At 67.6% G+C, this 17,385-nt stretch carries 16 protein-coding genes; 10 read left to right on the top strand and 6 right to left on the bottom strand.

From position 1 onward, the window contains the following. Positions 1–48: 48 nt before the first annotated feature. A complete protein-coding gene (locus G3T14_RS08560; protein WP_204262724.1) occupies positions 49–408 on the bottom strand; it encodes a hypothetical protein in 360 nt (119 codons plus the stop codon). Between the two features lie 143 nt (positions 409–551). On the opposite strand from G3T14_RS08560, the gene phaC reads away from it, so the two are divergent. Continuing rightward, positions 552–2,351, top strand: a complete 1,800-nt coding sequence (gene phaC / locus G3T14_RS08555) for a class I poly(R)-hydroxyalkanoic acid synthase (RefSeq protein WP_163641857.1) — start codon at positions 552–554, stop codon at positions 2,349–2,351. 95 nt (positions 2,352–2,446) lie between these two features. Here the strand turns inward: phaC and G3T14_RS08550 are convergent, their stop codons facing one another. Continuing rightward, positions 2,447–3,766 (bottom strand): outer membrane protein transport protein, encoded by a 1,320-nt coding sequence (locus G3T14_RS08550; RefSeq protein ID WP_163641856.1) that lies wholly within the window; start codon positions 3,764–3,766, stop codon positions 2,447–2,449. Between the two features lie 410 nt (positions 3,767–4,176). Between G3T14_RS08550 and G3T14_RS08545 the strand changes: the two genes are divergently transcribed. Continuing rightward, complete coding sequence (locus G3T14_RS08545) at positions 4,177–5,061, top strand: fumarylacetoacetate hydrolase family protein (protein ID WP_163641855.1); 885 nt, start codon at positions 4,177–4,179, stop codon at positions 5,059–5,061. A gap of 175 nt (positions 5,062–5,236) precedes the next feature. Next, complete coding sequence (bioB, locus tag G3T14_RS08540) at positions 5,237–6,211, top strand: biotin synthase BioB (protein WP_163641910.1); 975 nt, start codon at positions 5,237–5,239, stop codon at positions 6,209–6,211. Positions 6,212–6,250: 39 nt separating this feature from the next. Here the strand turns inward: bioB and G3T14_RS08535 are convergent, their stop codons facing one another. The 4 genes from G3T14_RS08535 to mnmA all read right to left on the bottom strand — a co-directional run bounded on the left by G3T14_RS08535 (position 6,251) and on the right by mnmA (position 10,663). Further along, positions 6,251–7,675, bottom strand: a complete 1,425-nt coding sequence (locus tag G3T14_RS08535; protein ID WP_246733103.1) for a HAMP domain-containing sensor histidine kinase — start codon at positions 7,673–7,675, stop codon at positions 6,251–6,253. A 265-nt stretch (positions 7,676–7,940) separates the two neighbouring features. Next, positions 7,941–8,750 carry a VTT domain-containing protein gene (locus G3T14_RS08530; protein ID WP_204262723.1) on the bottom strand — a complete coding sequence of 270 codons (810 nt, stop codon included), beginning with the start codon at positions 8,748–8,750 and terminating at the stop codon, positions 7,941–7,943. Positions 8,751–8,809: 59 nt separating this feature from the next. Next, entirely contained in the window at positions 8,810–9,463 is a 654-nt protein-coding gene (locus G3T14_RS08525) for a class I SAM-dependent methyltransferase (RefSeq protein WP_163641854.1), read from the bottom strand. Positions 9,464–9,508: 45 nt separating this feature from the next. Then, positions 9,509–10,663, bottom strand: a complete 1,155-nt coding sequence (gene mnmA / locus G3T14_RS08520) for a tRNA 2-thiouridine(34) synthase MnmA (RefSeq protein WP_163641907.1) — start codon at positions 10,661–10,663, stop codon at positions 9,509–9,511. Between the two features lie 863 nt (positions 10,664–11,526). On the opposite strand from mnmA, the gene G3T14_RS25540 reads away from it, so the two are divergent. The 7 genes from G3T14_RS25540 to fliN all read left to right on the top strand — a co-directional run bounded on the left by G3T14_RS25540 (position 11,527) and on the right by fliN (position 17,368). Next, positions 11,527–12,393 (top strand): flagellar hook-length control protein FliK, encoded by an 867-nt coding sequence (locus G3T14_RS25540; protein ID WP_348645236.1) that lies wholly within the window; start codon positions 11,527–11,529, stop codon positions 12,391–12,393. Positions 12,394–12,405: 12 nt separating this feature from the next. After that, positions 12,406–13,077 carry a flagellar hook capping FlgD N-terminal domain-containing protein gene (locus G3T14_RS08510; RefSeq protein WP_163641853.1) on the top strand — a complete coding sequence of 224 codons (672 nt, stop codon included), beginning with the start codon at positions 12,406–12,408 and terminating at the stop codon, positions 13,075–13,077. A gap of 101 nt (positions 13,078–13,178) precedes the next feature. Further along, positions 13,179–13,454 carry a DUF1153 domain-containing protein gene (locus G3T14_RS08505; protein WP_163641852.1) on the top strand — a complete coding sequence of 92 codons (276 nt, stop codon included), beginning with the start codon at positions 13,179–13,181 and terminating at the stop codon, positions 13,452–13,454. Positions 13,455–13,675: 221 nt separating this feature from the next. After that, entirely contained in the window at positions 13,676–15,289 is a 1,614-nt protein-coding gene (fliF, locus tag G3T14_RS08500) for a flagellar basal-body MS-ring/collar protein FliF (RefSeq protein ID WP_163641851.1), read from the top strand. A 57-nt stretch (positions 15,290–15,346) separates the two neighbouring features. Further along, complete coding sequence (fliG, locus tag G3T14_RS08495; RefSeq protein ID WP_163641850.1) at positions 15,347–16,399, top strand: flagellar motor switch protein FliG; 1,053 nt, start codon at positions 15,347–15,349, stop codon at positions 16,397–16,399. Then, positions 16,396–16,983, top strand: coding sequence for a FliH/SctL family protein (locus tag G3T14_RS08490; protein ID WP_163641849.1), 588 nt, complete (start codon positions 16,396–16,398; stop codon positions 16,981–16,983). Before fliG ends, G3T14_RS08490 begins: the two co-directional genes overlap by 4 nt. Before the next feature lie 37 nt (positions 16,984–17,020). Beyond that, entirely contained in the window at positions 17,021–17,368 is a 348-nt protein-coding gene (fliN, locus tag G3T14_RS08485; RefSeq protein ID WP_204262722.1) for a flagellar motor switch protein FliN, read from the top strand. The last annotated feature ends 17 nt before the right edge of the window (positions 17,369–17,385 follow it).

Genomic DNA, 17,385 nt, shown 5'->3' with positions numbered 1-17,385 from the left:
TCTGACGTGGTCGTCCGCTCTACCACCTCGCGGGCGAGACGCCGACCGTTATTCTTGCCGTGGAAGCACCGGCGGTTTGGCTGGCGTGGTCGCCTTGCCGGCGCTCGCCGCAGCGCGGCCCTTGGCCTCGTTTCGGCCGCGGGCGCCTTCGAGCTCGGCCTCCAGCGTCTTGGTGCCCTCCGACGATTTCGCGCGGATCTGACGGGCCGGGGCCGAGACGCCCACAGGCATGAAGTCGCCGCCATCCTTGCGTGAGTTCTCGACGAAGTCGGGCGCCTTGACCGGTTTGGCATCGCCCGAGCCGTAGACGGCGCGCATCGGGCTGAGGTCGCCGGAACAGCCGGCGGCCGCCACTGCAACACCGGTTGCGAGAATAGACATTCGGGCGAGCTTGTAGCGCCGGATCATGGGTGAGTCGGCCGATTAAACTGCTATGCGGACTGGCGTAATCTCCGGATGCCGCGTTAATTTGTCGGAAACGAGGCTCCCTCCGTCGTCGGGTTTTCCCGACGCTTCCGGAAATCGAGCCTCGATCAGGGAGACATGCACGCGTGACGACCGAACGGACGACGCCACCCGACATCGAAGCCCTGTCGCGCAATGCCAGCCTGCTCGTGGAGCAATTCGGGCGTGCTGCCGCCGTCTACATGAAACCCGCCGCCGATGCGGAGGCTTCGGACCAGCAATCCGAGCCGCCCGAGGAGGTCAACGACGTGGTCCGGACGCTCGGCACCGTCGCCGAGCGCTGGCTCGCGGACCCGAAGAAATCGATGGAGGCACAGGCCAAGCTCAGTGAGGCGTTCATCACCCTCTGGGGCACCACCTGGCATCGGCTGCAGGGCGAGATCGCGGCCCCGGTGGCGGTCCCCGAGCCCAAGGACACACGCTTCGCCCACGCGGAGTGGTCGACCAACCCGATCTTCGACTTCATCAAGCAGAGCTACCTCATCACCTCACGCTGGGCCGAAGGACTCGTCGACAACGCCGAGGGCCTCGATGAACACACCCGGCACAAGGCGCAGTTCTACCTGCGCCAGATCGTCGGCGCGGTCTCGCCTTCGAACTTCGTGATGACCAACCCCGAACTGATCCGGCATACGCTGGAGGAGAACGGCGCCAATCTCGTGCGCGGCATGAAGATGCTCGCCGAGGACATCGAGGCCGGCAAGGGTCAGCTCCGCGTGCGCCAGACCGATCCGGCGGCCGGATTCGAGGTCGGCGTCAACGTGGCGGTCACGCCCGGCGAGGTGGTGTTCCGCAACGATCTGATGGAGCTGATCCAGTACGCGCCGACCACCGAGACGGTGCTCAAGCGCCCGTTCCTGATCGTGCCGCCGTGGATCAACAAGTTCTACATCCTCGATCTCAACCCGGCCAAGAGCCTGATCGCCTGGATGGTGTCCCAGGGCCTGACGGTGTTCTGCATCTCCTGGGTCAACCCGGACGAGCGCCACGCCGACAAGGATTTCGAGAGCTACATGCGCGAGGGCATTGAGGCGGCCATCGACGCCATCGGTGCGGCCACCGGTGAGAGCGAGGTCGCGGCCGCCGGATATTGCGTCGGCGGGACCCTGCTGGCGGTGACGCTGGCGATGCAGGCCGCCACCGGCAACAAGCGCATCAAGAGCGCCACCTTCCTCACCACGCAGGTGGATTTCACCCATGCGGGCGACCTCAAGGTGTTCGCCGACGAGGAGCAGATCAAGCTCATCGAGGCGCGGATGAAGAAGCGCGGCTACCTCGACGGTTCGGGCATGGCGACCGCCTTCAACATGCTGCGGCCCAACGACCTGATCTGGTCCTACGTCGTCAACAACTACGTGAAGGGCAAGACGCCGATGCCCTTCGACCTGCTGTACTGGAATGCCGACGCCACCCGGATGCCGGCGGCCAACCACTCGTTCTACCTGCGAAACTGCTATCTCGAGAACAACCTCGCCCGTGGCCGGATGACCCTCGGCAACATCCGGCTCGACCTCAAGAAGGTGAAGGTTCCGATCTTCAACCTCGCCACCCGCGAGGACCACATCGCCCCGGCCCTGTCGGTGTTCGAGGGCTCGACCAAGTTCGGCGGTCCAGTGGATTACGTGCTCGCGGGGTCCGGCCACATCGCGGGCGTCGTCAATCCGCCCGCCAAACCCAAATACGGATTTTGGACCGGCGGCCCGGTGACCGGAACGCTGGAGGATTGGATCGCCGCGGCCACCGAGACCAAGGGCTCGTGGTGGCCGTACTGGTTCTCATGGCTGGAGCATCAGGCGCCGGCCCGGGTGCCGCCTCGGGTTCCCGGCGAAGCGGGCCTGCCGTCGCTCGGCCCCGCACCCGGCACCTACGTGCGGATGAAAGCCTGACCGACAACGCGACGCCCTGCGGGGGCGTCGCGCTCGGTTGGCTCGGTAACGACAACACGCCTTCCAGACGGTGTCTGGCGCATCAGCGGATCGGCTCAGTACTTGCGCACCAGCGGCGCGGCTGCGGTGGGTTCCACCGCACCGAAGACGTAGCGGAAACCCACCGAGACGATGTCGGCGCTGCCGTCGGCGATGCCCGCGAAGGCGACGTTCTGGACGTTGTAGTCCTGACCGGCGCCGGCCAGGATCCGGGCCTTGCCGACGAACAGGTGCGAATAGGCGAGGTTCAGCGTCAGCTTCTCGTTCCAGCGATAGCTCGCGCCGACCGAGACGTTGACCCGGTCGTTGTCCGGCAGGCGCACCGAGCGGTTCGTGGTGTCGATCGGGGATTCCTCGTAGGCGACGCCGGCGCGGACCGTCAGGGCCGGCGACCAGTCGTACTCGCCGCCGATGGAATAGGTGAATCCGTCCTTGTAATCCAAAGGCAGGAAGCTCACCGGCACGCCGCGGGTCTTCGAGACGATGCCGACCGTGCCGAGACGGGTCCAGTTATCCCACTCGAAGCCGAGGCTCACGCGGGCGACCGGGCTGATCGCCTGGGTCAGGCCGACGCTGACCTTCTCGGGTGTATTCAGCTTGGCGGAGACCTGCCCGCCGAGCGGCGCCAGCGCGAGGATCGGCACCCCGATGGAGCCTTCGAGGTCGTGGTGCACGGATGAGCGGTAGCCGATGCCGAGGGTGGTGCCCGCCGTCGGGGTGATCAGCGCACCCGCGGTGAAGCCGACTCCCCAGGATTCACCCTTCAGGAAGCTGCTCGGCAGCCCGGCCGGGTTGATCGGCAGCGGCACGGCCTGACGCAGGGTCAGGCGGAAATACTCGATGTTCGGCCCGGCGGCGATCGAGAGCCACTCGTTGACCTTGAAGCCGATCACCGGGTTGAAGGCGAGGGAGAAGATGCGGTTCGAGCGTCCGTAGAGCTCGCCCGACCAGGTGTTGCGCGGCTTCGTCACCAGGCCGAACGGGGCGCCGGTGGTGAGACCGATCCAGATCCGGTCGGTGAGCTGATAGGAGGTGGCGCCCGCAGGCACGACCGCACCTTGGCCGATATCGCCGCTGTCGCCGAGGCCGGCGAAGGCCGGGTTGGTGCCGGGTTGGGTCCGGATGGTGCTCGACAGGTTGATGAAGCTGAGATTCTGCTCGGTGACCCAGCCCGGACGCATCGTCACCACGGCCGGGTTCCAGAACATCGACGAGACGCCGCCCGATCCCGAAGCCGCACCGGCGAACGCCTCGCCCTGCGCCTGGGTGCTCTGCTCGCGGATGCCGAACGCCCCTGCGGTCGCACCACTCGCGCTTCCCGCCAGGATTGCGACGCCGACGCCCGCACGGGCGATGTTCCCGATCGTCCAGCTCATCACTCGTTTCCCCCGCTCACGATGGTCGATTGGGTCCAGCTTGCCTTGACCGGACCGCCACCTTGGCAATCACAATGCAGGGCGCCGCGGCACTCTGCAATCCATGGCCTTTCAAGCATTAAATTTCGATTAATCATAGGTATATTGGTTATGGTGAAATCTGTCCTTCGTGCCGATGCATTCACGGCGGAGTCGAAAGAATGGTTCATAGCTAAACTGTCTGTGATCGAACTTTCGCATCTGGCAGGAAAATGCGTGTCCGTCCGCGTTCCGTAGCGATCTGTCACTTTTATGCGACTCTTCGCTCATCGGTCCCACCGGGATAACGTGGTCGATGGCGCTCGGGCCTTGTCACGCTGGGCGGATCGCCCGATCTGCACGGCAATGGCGGCGTGGTGGAAGGTCGAGCGATGAAACTTGTGCGGCACGGAGCGACCGGCGACGAAAAGCCGGGTCTCATCGATGCGCAGGGCGGCTTGCGCGACCTGTCGGGACTGGTGCGCGACATTGCCGGCCCTGCCCTGGCGCGGGATGCGCTGGAGCGGCTCCGGACCATCGATCCGGTCTCGCTGCCGCTGCTTCCCGCGGAGACCCGGCTCGGTCCCTGTGTCGGTGCCACCCGCAACTTCATCGCCATCGGGTTGAACTATGCCGACCATGCCGCCGAGATCGGCGCTGCGATCCCGGCCGAGCCGATCGTGTTCAACAAGGCGCCCTCGTGCATCGTCGGGCCCAACGACCGGGTGATCCTGCCCAAGGGGTCGGCCAAGACCGACTGGGAGGTGGAGCTCGCCATCGTGATCGGCGCGCGCGCGTCCTACGCCCATGCCAACGAGGCGTTGTCCTACGTGGCGGGCCTGTGCCTGTGCAACGATCTCTCGGAGCGCGAGTATCAGCTCGAGCGTGGCGGGACCTGGACAAAGGGCAAGGGCTGTCCGACCTTCGGGCCCCTCGGCCCGTGGCTCGTCACCCTCGACGAGATCGGGGATGTGAACGATCTGCCGATGTGGCTCGACGTCAACGGTGAGCGGATGCAGACCGGCTCGACGGCGACCATGATCTTCGACGTGGCCCAGATCGTCGCCTACCTGTCGCATTTCATGATGCTGGAGCCGGGCGACGTCATCACCACCGGCACCCCGCCCGGCGTCGGCATGGGCCGCAAGCCGCAGCGCTTCCTCAAGAACGGCGACGTGATCACCCTCGGTATCGCTGGGCTCGGCGAACAGCGCCAGGAGGTCGTGGCGTTCGATGACTGGACCGCGAAGGTCGCGGCCGGCGAGGCGACCAACTGAGCATGGATACGGGCGCCGGCGCCGCTGACTGAATCGTCGCGCAAGGCCAAGCGCTGCCGCGCGATTGCCAGTGGCGAAGGCGCCCCCGGCTTGATTTTCTGCCCGAGATTCGCCTCATGGGGGCATGAGCGAGACCCTGGCCCCCTTCCCCTCCGCCGCGACCCCTTCCGTGGGAATGTCGGCGACCCGTCACGATTGGACCGTCCCGGAGATTCAGGCGATCCACGATCTGCCGCTGCTCGATCTCGTGTTCCGGGCAGCCCAGGTGCATCGGGCGCATAACGACCCGGCTGATATCCAGCGCGCGAGCCTCCTGTCGATCAAGACCGGTGGCTGCCCCGAGGATTGCGCCTATTGTCCGCAATCGGCGCATCACAAGGAGGCGGGCGTGCCCCGCGAGCGGCTGATGCCGGTGGATGCGGTGCTGGCCGAAGCCGCTGCCGCCAAGGCAGCGGGCGCCCACCGCTTCTGCATGGGCGCTGCCTGGCGCCAACCCAAGGACGGTCCGGATTTCGACGCGGTGCTCGCCATGGTGCGCGGCGTGCGGGGCCTCGGAATGGAGGCTTGCGTCACGCTCGGCATGCTGACCCCGTCGCAGGCGGGCCGGCTCGCCGAGGCCGGGCTCACCTCCTACAACCACAACCTCGATACCGGGCCCGATTTCTACGGGGACATCATCTCGACCCGGACCTACGCGGACCGGCTCGATACCCTGCAGAACGTCCGCGATGCCGGCATCGGCTTGTGCTGCGGCGGCATCGTCGGCATGGGCGAGGGCGTGAAGGACCGGGCGGCGATGCTGCAGGTGCTCGCCAACCATGCGCCGCACCCCGAAAGCGTGCCGATCAACGCACTGGTCGCGGTCGAGGGCACGCCGCTTCAGGAGCGGCCGCCGGTGGACCCGCTCGACCTTGTCCGCATGTGCGCCACCGCCCGTATCGTGATGCCACGCGCCCGTGTGCGCCTGAGCGCCGGCCGCAAGGATCTGACTCGCGAGGCCCAGATCCTCTGCTTCCTGGCGGGGGCCAATTCGATCTTCTACGGCGAGCGCTTGCTGACCACCGCCAACAACGAGACCGATGCGGATGCCGAACTCCTGCGCGATATCGGCATCACGGTCCCCGGATTGACACTGGCCGCAGCCGAGTAGGGCGCGCCGGCGCCGGCGGCGCCGGCGGCGCCGGCTGCGTCAGGCGGTCTGATCCGGGATCACGATGCGAAACCGGGTCCCCGTCGGCGTGTCGTCGAGGGTGACGGTGCCGCTGTTCAGTTCGATCAGTTCGGATGCGATGGCCAGCCCCAGGCCGGTACCGCCCGGCCGTGTCGAGCCCTTGAACGGACTGAACAGGTGCGTCCTGGCCCGGGGCGGCAGTCCGGGTCCGTTGTCGCCGACCAGGATGGTCACGCGCCCTGCGCCAGGACCGCCCGTGCGGGTGGCTTCGATGGTGACGGTGGGCGAATCCGTGTGTGTGGCGAGCGCCTGGACCGCGTTGCGGACGATGTTGGCGAGGGCCCGTGAGAACTGATCGGGATCGACGCAGATCTTCAGGTCTGGCGCGCAGCGCTCGACGATCGCGATCGGCGAGTTCCGGTCCCGGCCCGACAGGTCCGCCTGCTCGGCGACGATGGGGGCGAGCGGCACCAGTCTGCGCAGAGGGTGGCGCTCCGTGGCGCGGCCATAGGCCAGGGTCTCCTCGCAGAACCGGATCGCGCGATCGAGGGTGGCGACGAGGCGGGGCGCCACGCGCTGAACCACGGGATCGGTCACCCCATCGAGCCTGTCGCCGAGAAGCTGTGCCGTGGTGAGGAGATTGCGCAGCTCATGATTGATCTTGCTCACCGACAAGCCGAGCCCGGCCAGATGCCGCTTCTCTCTCAGCTCGCGCGCGAGCGCCGTCTCCATGCGCGCCAGAGCGATTTCGGCTTGGCCGATCTCGTCGGTGCGGCGTGACGGCACGATCACCCGGTCGATCGCCTCGGGGTTATCGGCGAAGGCCGTAATGTTGTGCACCAGCCGCCCCACCGGTCGGACGATCGCGCACTGGAGGACGAGGAAGACGAGACCGGCGACACCGGCCGCGATCGCCAGCGACGTGAGCAGCAGGCGCACCGAGAAGGCGATCATCGCCTCGCGCAGGGGCTCCTCATCGAGCAGAATCTCGACGAGGTCGAAACCGTCGCGCCCGTGACCGATGACGCGGATCGGCGCATCCGCCTTGGCGAACAGCGTCCGCGCCGAGCCGCCGATGGACCGAATCCAATCTTCCGAGCGCAGATCGATGCTGTCGGCCACCGTTTCCGGCACGGTCTCGATCGCCAGCAGACGGCGGGTGCCGTTGCCGCGAACCGCGATGGCGCGGGCGCCGACACCCGAGAGCAGACGCTGTTCGAGGCGCTCGGACACATGCTGGTCGGGGGCCGCATCGAGGACGAGGGCCGCGACCTGTGCAGCCGCGATCCGGTCCGACAGCCACATCCGACGATAGTTGGCGACGGTGGGGACGTAGATCAGCACCTCGGTCAAGGCGACGAACGCCACCGTGAGCAGGAACAGACGCCCGGACAGGCCGAGATGGCGCGCGAGGCCGCGCCGGACCTCGCGGTCGTCGGCCATCGGCGGACCGACATCCGTCGCCTCTGCTTCCATGGGTGGGGTCAAACTCATCTCGCCTCTCGGCAGGTCATCGACGCGCGTTCTTCGCCGCTGGGGTCAGTCTGCGCCGTGTCCGCGACGGCCGAAGATCGACTGCGGAAGGCAAGGATTAGGGATCACCGTATGCACCATCTCTGAATGCCGTCTAGGATCACATCAAGACGGTCCGATGATGACGACGACGATTGATATCGCACACGAAACCGGAGCCGACTCGGCGCGGAGACTACGGTTGCGACGGCGAGACACCGCTGCGCCCGGCGAGATCGCGCCTTTCTTCGAGATCGCGGCGTGCATCGGCGCCGCGGCGCTTGGACAGCCTCCGGCGCAGGGCGACGGTGAGCAGCGCGAAGGCCGCGAGGCCTCCGAGCCCGGCCACCATCCTGGGCGTCACCAGGGCCCGCAGGGTCAGGGCGTTGTCGCAGTCGAAGCCGCCCGCCGCCAGGCATGCGGCTTTGGCGGTCTCATGGACCGCGACCACGTCCTCGATGGCCGCGCCCGTAGCCGCATAGACGAAGGCACCGGGGGTCAGGCCGAGGATCGTTGCCAGGACGAACGTGCGGAGCGGTACCCCGAAGGCCGCGGGTGCAAGGTTCGTCAGCCAGAACGGAAACAGCGGCAGCAGACGCAGGAAGGCGACATAGCCGAAAGCGTCCTGGCGGAAACCCGCCGCGAGGCCGGCCAGACGCGGCCCGGCCCGGCGCAGGAGCAGATCCGAGGCGGCCCCGCGTCCGATGGAGAAGACGATGGCCGCCCCCGTACTCGCCGCCGCCACGGCGACGAGGGCGCCCGGGACGATGCCGAACAGGAACCCGCACAGCATGGTCAGGAACAGGGACGCCGGTACCGAGACGACCACGGCGCCGACATAGACCAGATACGCCACCACGATCGCCCGAAAGCGGTCCTCCGCCACCAATGCGTTCAGCCACGCGCGCGACGCGAGGAGCCGGTCGAGGTTGAACAGGTGAGCGGCACCTGACACCAGCACCGTCACCGACGCGACGATCAGCAGGGCCAACGGAAGCCACCGCAAGGCTTTTCGGAGGTGGCTGCGACGGGGCGGTCCGTCGCTGGATGCCGAAGCGGGACCGGTCACCCGCGCTTGCGCATCCGCAGGATCTTGAAGAATCCGCCCGGGAAGGTCGGGGCGACGCCGATGAACTCGACCCCGTGCGCCCGTGCCCAGGCTTCGATCCGCGTCGATTTGAACGCCGACGACCAGCCGATCTTGGTGCAGAGCGGCGCGACGATTTCCTCGACCTTCGCCACCGCGCCTTCGGTCTGCCCGAAATGATTGGCGAGCACGATCTCACCACCGGGACGGACCACGCGCAGGAACTCGGAGAGTGCGGCCTCCGGGTCGGGGACGAGGGTGATGAGGAACTGCGCGACGACCGCGTCGAAGCTCGCATCCGCATAGCCGAGGCGGCAGACGTCCATCACCTGAAGGCCGCGGACATGGGTCAGGCCGCGGCGCAGCACCTTCTGGCGCGCGCGCTTGAGCATATCCTCCGACAGGTCGACCCCGCAGACGAAGCTGGTGCGCGGGTAATAGCCCAGCGACAAGCCGGTGCCGACGCCAGCCTCGAGGATCCGCGGACCGCACGCGACGGCGGCTTCCACCGCGTCGCGGGCGGCCGGTTCGGTGAGCTTGTCGTAGACGACGTCGTAGACCGGCGCCCAGCGGGCATAGGCCTTGCGCATCAGGGCGGTGCTCGGACCGGCCTCCCGCGGCTCGCTCAGCATGTCGATCTCGTCCTGTGGGTGAAGGGTTCTGCCGGGCGGCCGGGATCAGGCCGCCTGCGCGTCGGACTGCAACGCGTCAATGCGCCGGATGGTGCCGCCGCCGAGGACGCGTGCGCGCGGAGCCTCGTCGGCATAGATCACGCAGGCCTGCCCCGGCGAGACGCCATCCTCGGGCGTCGCCAAGACGATTTCGGCCTGACCGGACGCCGTGTCGTAGGTGAGATGGGCGGGCCGCGGCTCGCGGGTCGAGCGCACGCGCACGGCCACCGGCAGGTCGATGATTTCGGCGAGTGGCGTCGTGCCGAGCCAGTTCAGGTCGGTGAGGCGGACCCGGCTCGTGGCCAGAGCCGTGCGCGGGCCGACCACCACCCGGGCGGCGTCCGGCTCGAGACGGATCACGTAGAGCGGCTCGCCCACCGCGAGGCGCAGGCCCTTCCGCTGGCCCACCGTGTAATGGATGATCCCATCGTGCCGGCCGAGGACGCGGCCATCGCGGTCGACGATGTCGCCGGCCCGCGCCGCATCGGGACGCAGGCGTGCGATCACGTCGGCGTAGCGACCCTGCGGTACGAAACAGATGTCCTGGCTGTCGGGCTTCTGCGCCACGGAGAGTCCGAGTTCATGGGCCAGGCGCCGGGTCTCGTCCTTCGGCAACTCGCCGAGCGGAAAGCGCAGGAAGTCGAGCTGTTCGGCGGTGGTCGCGTACAGGAAATAGCTCTGGTCGCGCGCCGGATCGAGCGCGCGAAAGAGTCCGCGGCCGCCCGCCGCCAGGGGGCGGCTCGCCACGTAATGGCCGGTGGCGAGCACATCGGCGTCGAGGTCACGCGCCGTGGCGAGAAGGTCGCGGAACTTGATGGAGCGGTTGCACTCGACGCACGGGATCGGTGTCTCGCCGGCGAGATAGCTCTCGGCGAAGCGGTCGATCACCGATTCGCGAAACCGATCCTCGTAGTCGAGGACGTAATGCGGAATGCCGAGCGCCTCGGCCACGCGGCGGGCATCGTGGATGTCCTGGCCGGCGCAGCAGGCGCCCTTGCGATGCGTGGCGGCCCCGTGATCGTAAAGCTGCAGCGTGATCCCGACGACGTCGTAGCCCTGCCGCTTGAGGAGGCCCGCGACCACGGAGGAATCGACGCCGCCGGACATGGCGACGACGACGCGCGTCTCGTGCGGAGCCTTGGGAAGATCGAGGGAGTTCATCACGCCACGGGTTTTCGTCGGCCGGACCCGTCTGGCCCCGCGCGCGAGTCTATAGCCGTCCTCGTCCCCAAGTTCCAGCGATGGCTCAGGTCGGGTCCCCAGTCGTCGGGATGGTGGCGCAGATCGCTCGCTCCCTACTGCCGAGGGTGGCGCAACGCAGCCTGACGCATTCCAGCGCCATGTGCTCTCGGCAAAAGCTGCCGGGCCCTGGGCAGCTTCGACCGGCCCGGATCGATCGCCATTCGACGGATCATCTAAAATCTGTTCTATATCAATTGCTTATCGATATTTCCGGCTTGGCGCGGCGCTTGCTCGGAGGGCCTGTTGGGAGATCGATGTCCATGGCCGCTGCCTCGACCGAAACGGATCTGATGGTACGCCGTGCCGCTCCGGCGTCGGCATCCGGCCTCCGTTCGTCGAAATCGACGTCGGATGTCTTTACCGTGCCGGCCCCCCGGGCCGATCCGGCGGCTCGGACGACGCACGCGCTGCCCTCCGCAATCCGCAACGCCGCAGCGCCGGGCGTCCCGGAGCGGGGTGGCTTCCAGGTGAGCGCGCTTCGGTCGACGGCATCCCCAGCGGTCCGGCCGCGCGACGATACCGCCGCCCCTGTCGCTGCCAGAGCGCGGCCGGCAGGTTCTGCGGATGAGGCGCCCGCAACGGATTCGCCCTCCCCCGGGACTGGCCGCTCCGCCGGTGCGACCGTATCGACGAAACCGGCGGCAGCGGCGCCGGGCGGCGACGCGACCGCGAAGCCGGCAGGCGATGCGGCGGCCAGCGTCGACCCATCGAAGGCCGATGGGCCCGCTGCGGCCCAATCCGCCGCGTCCCAGTCGTCTGCTTCGACGGGCACCGACACCGTCGTGAGCGCGGAGGAGACCAAGGCTTCTCAGGATACATCGGGCGGTCTCGCCCCACTTCCTCTCATGCTGTCGATCCAGCCCGGCCTCGTCCCACCCCCGCCCCCGCCGCCGCCCGTCTTGGGCAATGGCGCAATTCAGGGGCAGGGGCAGGCAGGCCCGACATCGCCGGCCCAGGCGAATGCCATCGCAGCCGCGACGGCTTCGATGTCGCTGCAGCGGTCCACCGGGCTTGAGGGAGCGGGACAAACCGCGAAGGAACCCGCCGAGGCCAGCGACGCTGAAGGCGTCGCTGCCGCTGCGGCCGCCCTCGATGGCTCGGCCGGTGCGGCGTTTGTCACCGCACCCTTCGCCTCGGCGACCGGAGGTGCGGCGAAGGCCGAGGCGCCGACGACCACCCAGGCGGCTTCGGCCCAAGCCTCATCCGCTCCCGCCGTACCGCTCGGGGCCGTGCCGATGACGATCGGCCTGCGCTCGCTCGCCGGCTCCAACCATTTCGAAATTCGGCTCGACCCGAAGGAGCTCGGGCGCATCGACGTCAATCTCGACATCGACAAGGAGCAGGGCACGGTGAAGGCCCATCTCGTGGTCGACCGGCCGGAGACTCTCGCCCTGCTCCAACGCGATGCCGGCAGCCTGCAGCAGGCGCTGTCGCAGGCCGGCCTCGACGCCGCCGCCGACGGCAGCATCAACCTGTCGCTGCGCAGCGACACCCAATCGAACGGACAGGGCTCCGAAGGGCGCCGTTCGGAATCCCAGAATCGCGGCGGTGGATCGGGTTTCTCCGACCCCGCCGACCCCCGCCTCTCGCCCGATACCGCGCCGCTGCTCACCCTGCGCGGCCTTGGCGGCATCGACATTCGAATCTGAAGGAGTTTCACGATGGCATCCGGCATCAGCAGCGCGACGAGTAGCGCCGCGTCCACCACGGCGACGGGCACCTCGAAGGAACTCGCGGGCAACTTCACCCAGTTCCTGACGCTCCTCACCACGCAGCTCAAGAATCAGAACCCGCTCGACCCGATGGACACCAACGCCTTCACGCAGCAGCTCGTGCAATATGCCGGCGTCGAGCAGCAGCTGAAATCGAACGATCGCCTCGATTCGATCCTAACCAACGCCAAGGCCTCGAGTGCGGCCACCGCCACGAGTTTCATCGGGCAGACCGTTTCCGCCGATGGCAAGACCGCGGCGCTGAAGGACGGCGCGGCGAACTGGACGCTGACGCCGGCCCGCGCCACCAAGCAGGCGACGATCACGATCAGCGACGCCAAGGGCAACGTCGTGGCGACTCAGACGAAGGCGCTCACCGCCGGCGCGCAGAGCTTCACCTGGGACGGCCGTTCCTCCTCCGGCTTCTCGTCGGCCAGCGGCAACTACTCGATCAAGGTCGACGCGGTGGATGCCACCGGCACCAAGGTGTCGGTCGACACGCAGGTCACCGGCAAGGTCGACGGAATCGATCTCAGCGGCACCGAACCGACGCTGCTGATCGGCACTTCGCGGGTTCCGGTCTCCAGCGTGCAGGACATTGGAACGGGGTTGTCCACATGATCCACGAGACGAATCAGATGCAACCGTTCCGCTTCAACATATTTTAAGTGGCAGCAAGTAGCTTCCAACTTCGACAGGTCAGTCGAGTTGTAGAGCGTATCATGACCGAACCAAGCCGCCCGAGAGTGAAGTACGTGATCGGGCCAGACGGAAGTCCATTAACCATTGCCGACCTTCCGCCGATCACGACCCGTCGATGGGTCATCCGTCGCAAGGCCGAGGTGGTCGCTGCCGTGAGGGGTGGATTGCTCAGCCTCGAAGAAGCCTGCCAGCGCTATACCCTCACCACCGAGGAGTTTCTCAGCTGGCAGTTCTCCATCGACCAGCATGGGCTCGCCGGATTGCGCACGACGCGCATCCAACATTACCGCCACTGACGCCTTGTCATGTCGGGTCGGCATCCGGTCTGGATCGCCGTCGAACGCTTCGGAAGCCGCGTCCTCGCGTTGGGACGCGGCTTTCGCGTTTTCGGTGCGATGATCCGCTGCCGGCGCGATTCCGAGGCAATCGTTAACCAGCCGCTAACCACGACCTGGGCAAATTTTGCCGGGCGAGCGCGGGTGTTCCGCCGCGTCGGTTCGGGTGGGTACGTCGCGTCGTGAAGTCGGTTCTCGAACTCGTCGGCAAGTTGGGACCCGCGCGGCTGGCGGCCATGGCCGCCGTGACCATGACGCTGATCGGCTTTTTCGCCTTCGTGATCCTGCGGGTGTCGAAGCCCGACCTCGGCGTGCTGTTCGCCGACCTGTCGATGACCGATTCCTCCGCCGTGATCCGCGATCTCGATGCGCGTGGCATCAAGTACGAAACCCGCGGCGATGCCGGACAGACCATCCTGGCCTCGCGCGCGGACCTGCCCCGCCTGCGCATGGATCTGGCCGGCAAGGGCCTGCCGAGCGCCACCGGCGTCGGATATGAGATCTTCGACAAGGGCGACGCCTTCTCGTCCACGAACTTCGTCCAGAACGTGAACCACCTGCGGGCGCTCGAGGGCGAATTGTCCCGCTCGATCCGCGCGATCGGTCGGGTTCAGGCTGCCCGCGTCCACCTCGTGATCCCCGAGCGGCGCCTGTTCGAACGCGACCGCGAGACCCCGAGCGCGGCCATCGTCCTCAAGCTGATGGGCGATCTCGACGCATCGCAGGTCCGCGCCATTCGCCACCTCACCGCCTCTGCGGTGGAGGGCCTGAAGCCCGAGCGCGTTTCCATCGTCGACGAGCGCGGCCGGCTTCTCGCCGACGGGGCCCGCGGCTCCGAGGCCGAGACCGGGGCCGGGATGGAGGAGAAACAGGTGGGCATCGAGCGCCGCCTGCGCTCGCAGATCGAGGAGATCGTCGCCGGCATCGTCGGCGCCGGCCGCGCCCGCGTCCAGGTCAGCGCCGAACTCGACCTCAACCGGATCGAGAGTCGCTCGGAGAGCTTCGATCCCGAGAGCCGCGTGGTGCGCTCCACCCAGACCCGCAGCGAGAACTCGCTCACCGGCGGTTCCGAGGGCGCCGTCAGCGTCGGTACCGAACTGCCCGGTGCCAATCAGCCGGGCGCCACTCCGGCACAGAAGGACACCACCGCAAAGAACGAGGAGACCACCAACTACGAGATCTCCCGCGTGACCAAGACGGAGGTGGTCGAGGGCGGCCGGGTCAAGCGGCTCTCGGTGGCCGTCCTCGTCGACGGCGCCTACGTGCCGGGTCCGGACGGAAAGCCGGTCTACCAGCCGCGTCCGGCGGCGGAAGTCGAGCGCATCGCCACGTTGGTGCGCACCGCCATCGGCTTCGACAAGGGCCGCGGCGATCAGGTGGAGGTGGTCAACCTACGCTTTGCCGAGACGCCGGTGCCCGTGGAATTCACCGAACCGTCCCTGGTGCAGTCCCTGTTGGCGCCGACCAAGGAGGATGTGATGCGCATCGTCGAGCTTTCGGTGCTCGCGATGTTGACGCTGATCGTCCTGCTCGCCGTGGTCCGTCCGCTCGTGAAGCGCGTCCTTGCCGTCGATCCCATCGCGATCGCCCGCGTGTCCGCGCCCGGCCTCGCCGCGGCGGAGGCCGGGGGTGAGTCGATGATGGTCCCGCGGGACAACGCCACGGCGCGTCTCGTCGATTTCGCCCAGCTCAACGGCAAGGTCCAGGCCGAGACCGTACAGCGGGTGGTCAACATGGTGCGGGCGAGCCCCGGCGAGACCGTCGAGGTCCTCCGGAACTGGATTCACGACAATTGATGACCCTGCCGCCTCTCCGCATGTCCGAGTCCCTACCCGTTTCGAGGAGTTGAGGTCATGGCCTCCGGGTTGAACATCGCCGACGAACTCTCCAAGGCCGGTGGCGCGGGCTTCATCGCCATGTCCGGCGCGCAACGCGCGGCCGCCCTGCTCCTGCTCCTCGGCGAGACCGAGGGCGCGCCGATCTGGCAGATGCTCGACGAGGACGAGGTCAAGCTCGTCTCGCACGCCATGGTGCAGCTCGGCTCCCTCGAAGCCGAGACGGTGGAGAAGCTCATCGTCGATTTCGTGTCGCGGCTGTCGTCGGGCGGCGGCATCACGTCGAACTTCGAGCGGACGGAATCGCTGCTGCTCAAGATCTTTCCGAGCGAGCAGGTCTCCTCGATCATGGCGGAGATCAAGGGCGCCTCGGGGAAGCGGGTCTGGGCCAGCCTGACCCAGATCGACCCCGAGATCCTCGCCTCGTTCCTGCGCAACGAATACCCCCAGACCGTGGCGGTGGTGCTGTCCAAGGTCCGTTCGGACTACGCCGCCAAGGTCCTGACCATTCTGCCGGAAGAGTTCGCCATCGACGTCCTCAATCGGATGCTGCGTATGGAGACGGTGCAGAAGGAGGCCCTGCGCCACATCGAGGAGACCCTGCGGGTCGAGTTCGTGTCGACCATCGCCCAGACCACCCGGCGCGATGCGCATGAACTGATGGCCGACGTCTTCAATGCTTTCGACCGCCAGACCGAGGGCCGGTTCCTGTCCGCCCTCGACCAGGCCAACCGCGGCTCGGCCAAGAAGATCCGCCAGCTCATGTTCACCTTCGAGGATCTGCTCAAGCTCGATGCCGGCAGTGTCCAGACCCTGCTGCGCAAGGTCGACAACGACACCCTGTGCCGTGCCCTCAAGGGCGCCGACGAGCGGGTGCGCACCTTCTTCCTCGGCAACATGTCGACCCGGGCGGCCAAGAACATCACCGACGAGATGGGCTCGCTCGGACCGATCCGTCTGAAGGACGTCGATGAGGCCCAGGCCAAGATGACCGAGCTCGCCAAGGAACTGGCCGAGAAGGGCGAGATCATGATCGCCAAGTCGAGCGGCGAGGAGGAGTTGGTCTATTGAACGCGCGTCGCTTCCTCTTCGACACGGATTTTCGCCCGCGCGAGGGCAGCGCGTCCTCGCTCAAGGAGGCGGCGGACCTCGCCGAGGCCGTGGCGCGGGCTCATGCGAGCGGCGTGCAGGAGGGCCGTGCCCAGGCCGAGACCCAGGCCCAGGCGCGCCTCGCCGATGCGTTGACCCGGCTCGGTCTCGCCGCCGCTGGCCTGATCGGCCAGTCGGATGCCCGCGATGCGGAGCGCGAGGCCGAGGCGATGGATTTCGCTGTGGCACTCGCCCGCCGGATCGCCGGTGAGGCCCTGGACGCGCAGCCGCTGGCCGCCATCGGCGATGCGGCGCGGGCTGCCCTCCAGCACCTGCGCGGCGTGCCCCACCTCGTGGTGCGGGTTCACGAGAGCCTCGTCGACGAGGCCGAGACCCTGGTGAAGCGGCTCGCCCGCGAGCGCGGCTTCGAGGGCCGCCTCGTGGTGCTCGGCGAGCCTGATCTCGCGCCGGGTGACGCCCGAATGGAATGGGCCGATGGCGGTGTGGTGCGCGACCGGGCTCGGATCGAGGCCGCCGTGCTCGCCGCTCTCGGCATTGCGATCTGATTGTGTGCCCGCCTGATTCTTCGCTCGTGAAAGCCCGATGATGTCCGACGATTTCAGCCTGCCCCAGCTCAACGGAATGGACGCGTCCTTCGATGGGCTCGGGACGGAATCCATCCGCGAGGCGCCGACCACCCCCAAGAGTGCCTCCGATCTCGAACAGGTCTTCGACGTCCCGGTCATGGTCACGGCGGTCCTCGGCTCGTCGCGGATGCCGATCGGCGACCTGCTTCGGCTCCAGCCCGGCGCCGTGCTCGAACTCGACCGCAAGGTCGGCGAGGCCATCGACATCTTCGTGAACAACCGCCTCGTCGCGCGCGGCGAGGTCGTTCTCGTCGAGGACCGCCTCGGCGTGACGATGACCGAGATCATCAAGAGCGATCACTGATCCTTTTTCGGCCCACC

Origin of the sequence: Methylobacterium sp. BTF04 (assembly GCF_010692745.1) — a bacterium.
GTDB lineage: Bacteria > Pseudomonadota > Alphaproteobacteria > Rhizobiales > Beijerinckiaceae > Methylobacterium.
Note: the sequence above shows the minus strand (reverse complement) of the source record. Positions and strands in the feature narration are given on the sequence as shown.

Excerpts from the sequence above, each read along its gene's own strand:
- fliN (WP_204262722.1), top strand. The coding sequence starts at position 17,021 with ATGATGTCCGACGATTTCAGCCTGCCCCAGCTCAACGGAATGGACGCG.
- G3T14_RS08550 (WP_163641856.1), bottom strand. The coding sequence starts at position 3,766 with ATGAGCTGGACGATCGGGAACATCGCCCGTGCGGGCGTCGGCGTCGCA.
- G3T14_RS08545 (WP_163641855.1), top strand. The coding sequence starts at position 4,177 with ATGAAACTTGTGCGGCACGGAGCGACCGGCGACGAAAAGCCGGGTCTC.
- G3T14_RS08505 (WP_163641852.1), top strand. The coding sequence starts at position 13,179 with ATGACCGAACCAAGCCGCCCGAGAGTGAAGTACGTGATCGGGCCAGAC.
- mnmA (WP_163641907.1), bottom strand. The coding sequence starts at position 10,663 with ATGAACTCCCTCGATCTTCCCAAGGCTCCGCACGAGACGCGCGTCGTC.
- fliG (WP_163641850.1), top strand. The coding sequence starts at position 15,347 with ATGGCCTCCGGGTTGAACATCGCCGACGAACTCTCCAAGGCCGGTGGC.
- G3T14_RS08510 (WP_163641853.1), top strand. The coding sequence starts at position 12,406 with ATGGCATCCGGCATCAGCAGCGCGACGAGTAGCGCCGCGTCCACCACG.
- G3T14_RS08525 (WP_163641854.1), bottom strand. The coding sequence starts at position 9,463 with ATGCTGAGCGAGCCGCGGGAGGCCGGTCCGAGCACCGCCCTGATGCGC.
- G3T14_RS08560 (WP_204262724.1), bottom strand. The coding sequence starts at position 408 with ATGATCCGGCGCTACAAGCTCGCCCGAATGTCTATTCTCGCAACCGGT.
- bioB (WP_163641910.1), top strand. The coding sequence starts at position 5,237 with ATGTCGGCGACCCGTCACGATTGGACCGTCCCGGAGATTCAGGCGATC.
- G3T14_RS08535 (WP_246733103.1), bottom strand. The coding sequence starts at position 7,675 with ATGGCCGACGACCGCGAGGTCCGGCGCGGCCTCGCGCGCCATCTCGGC.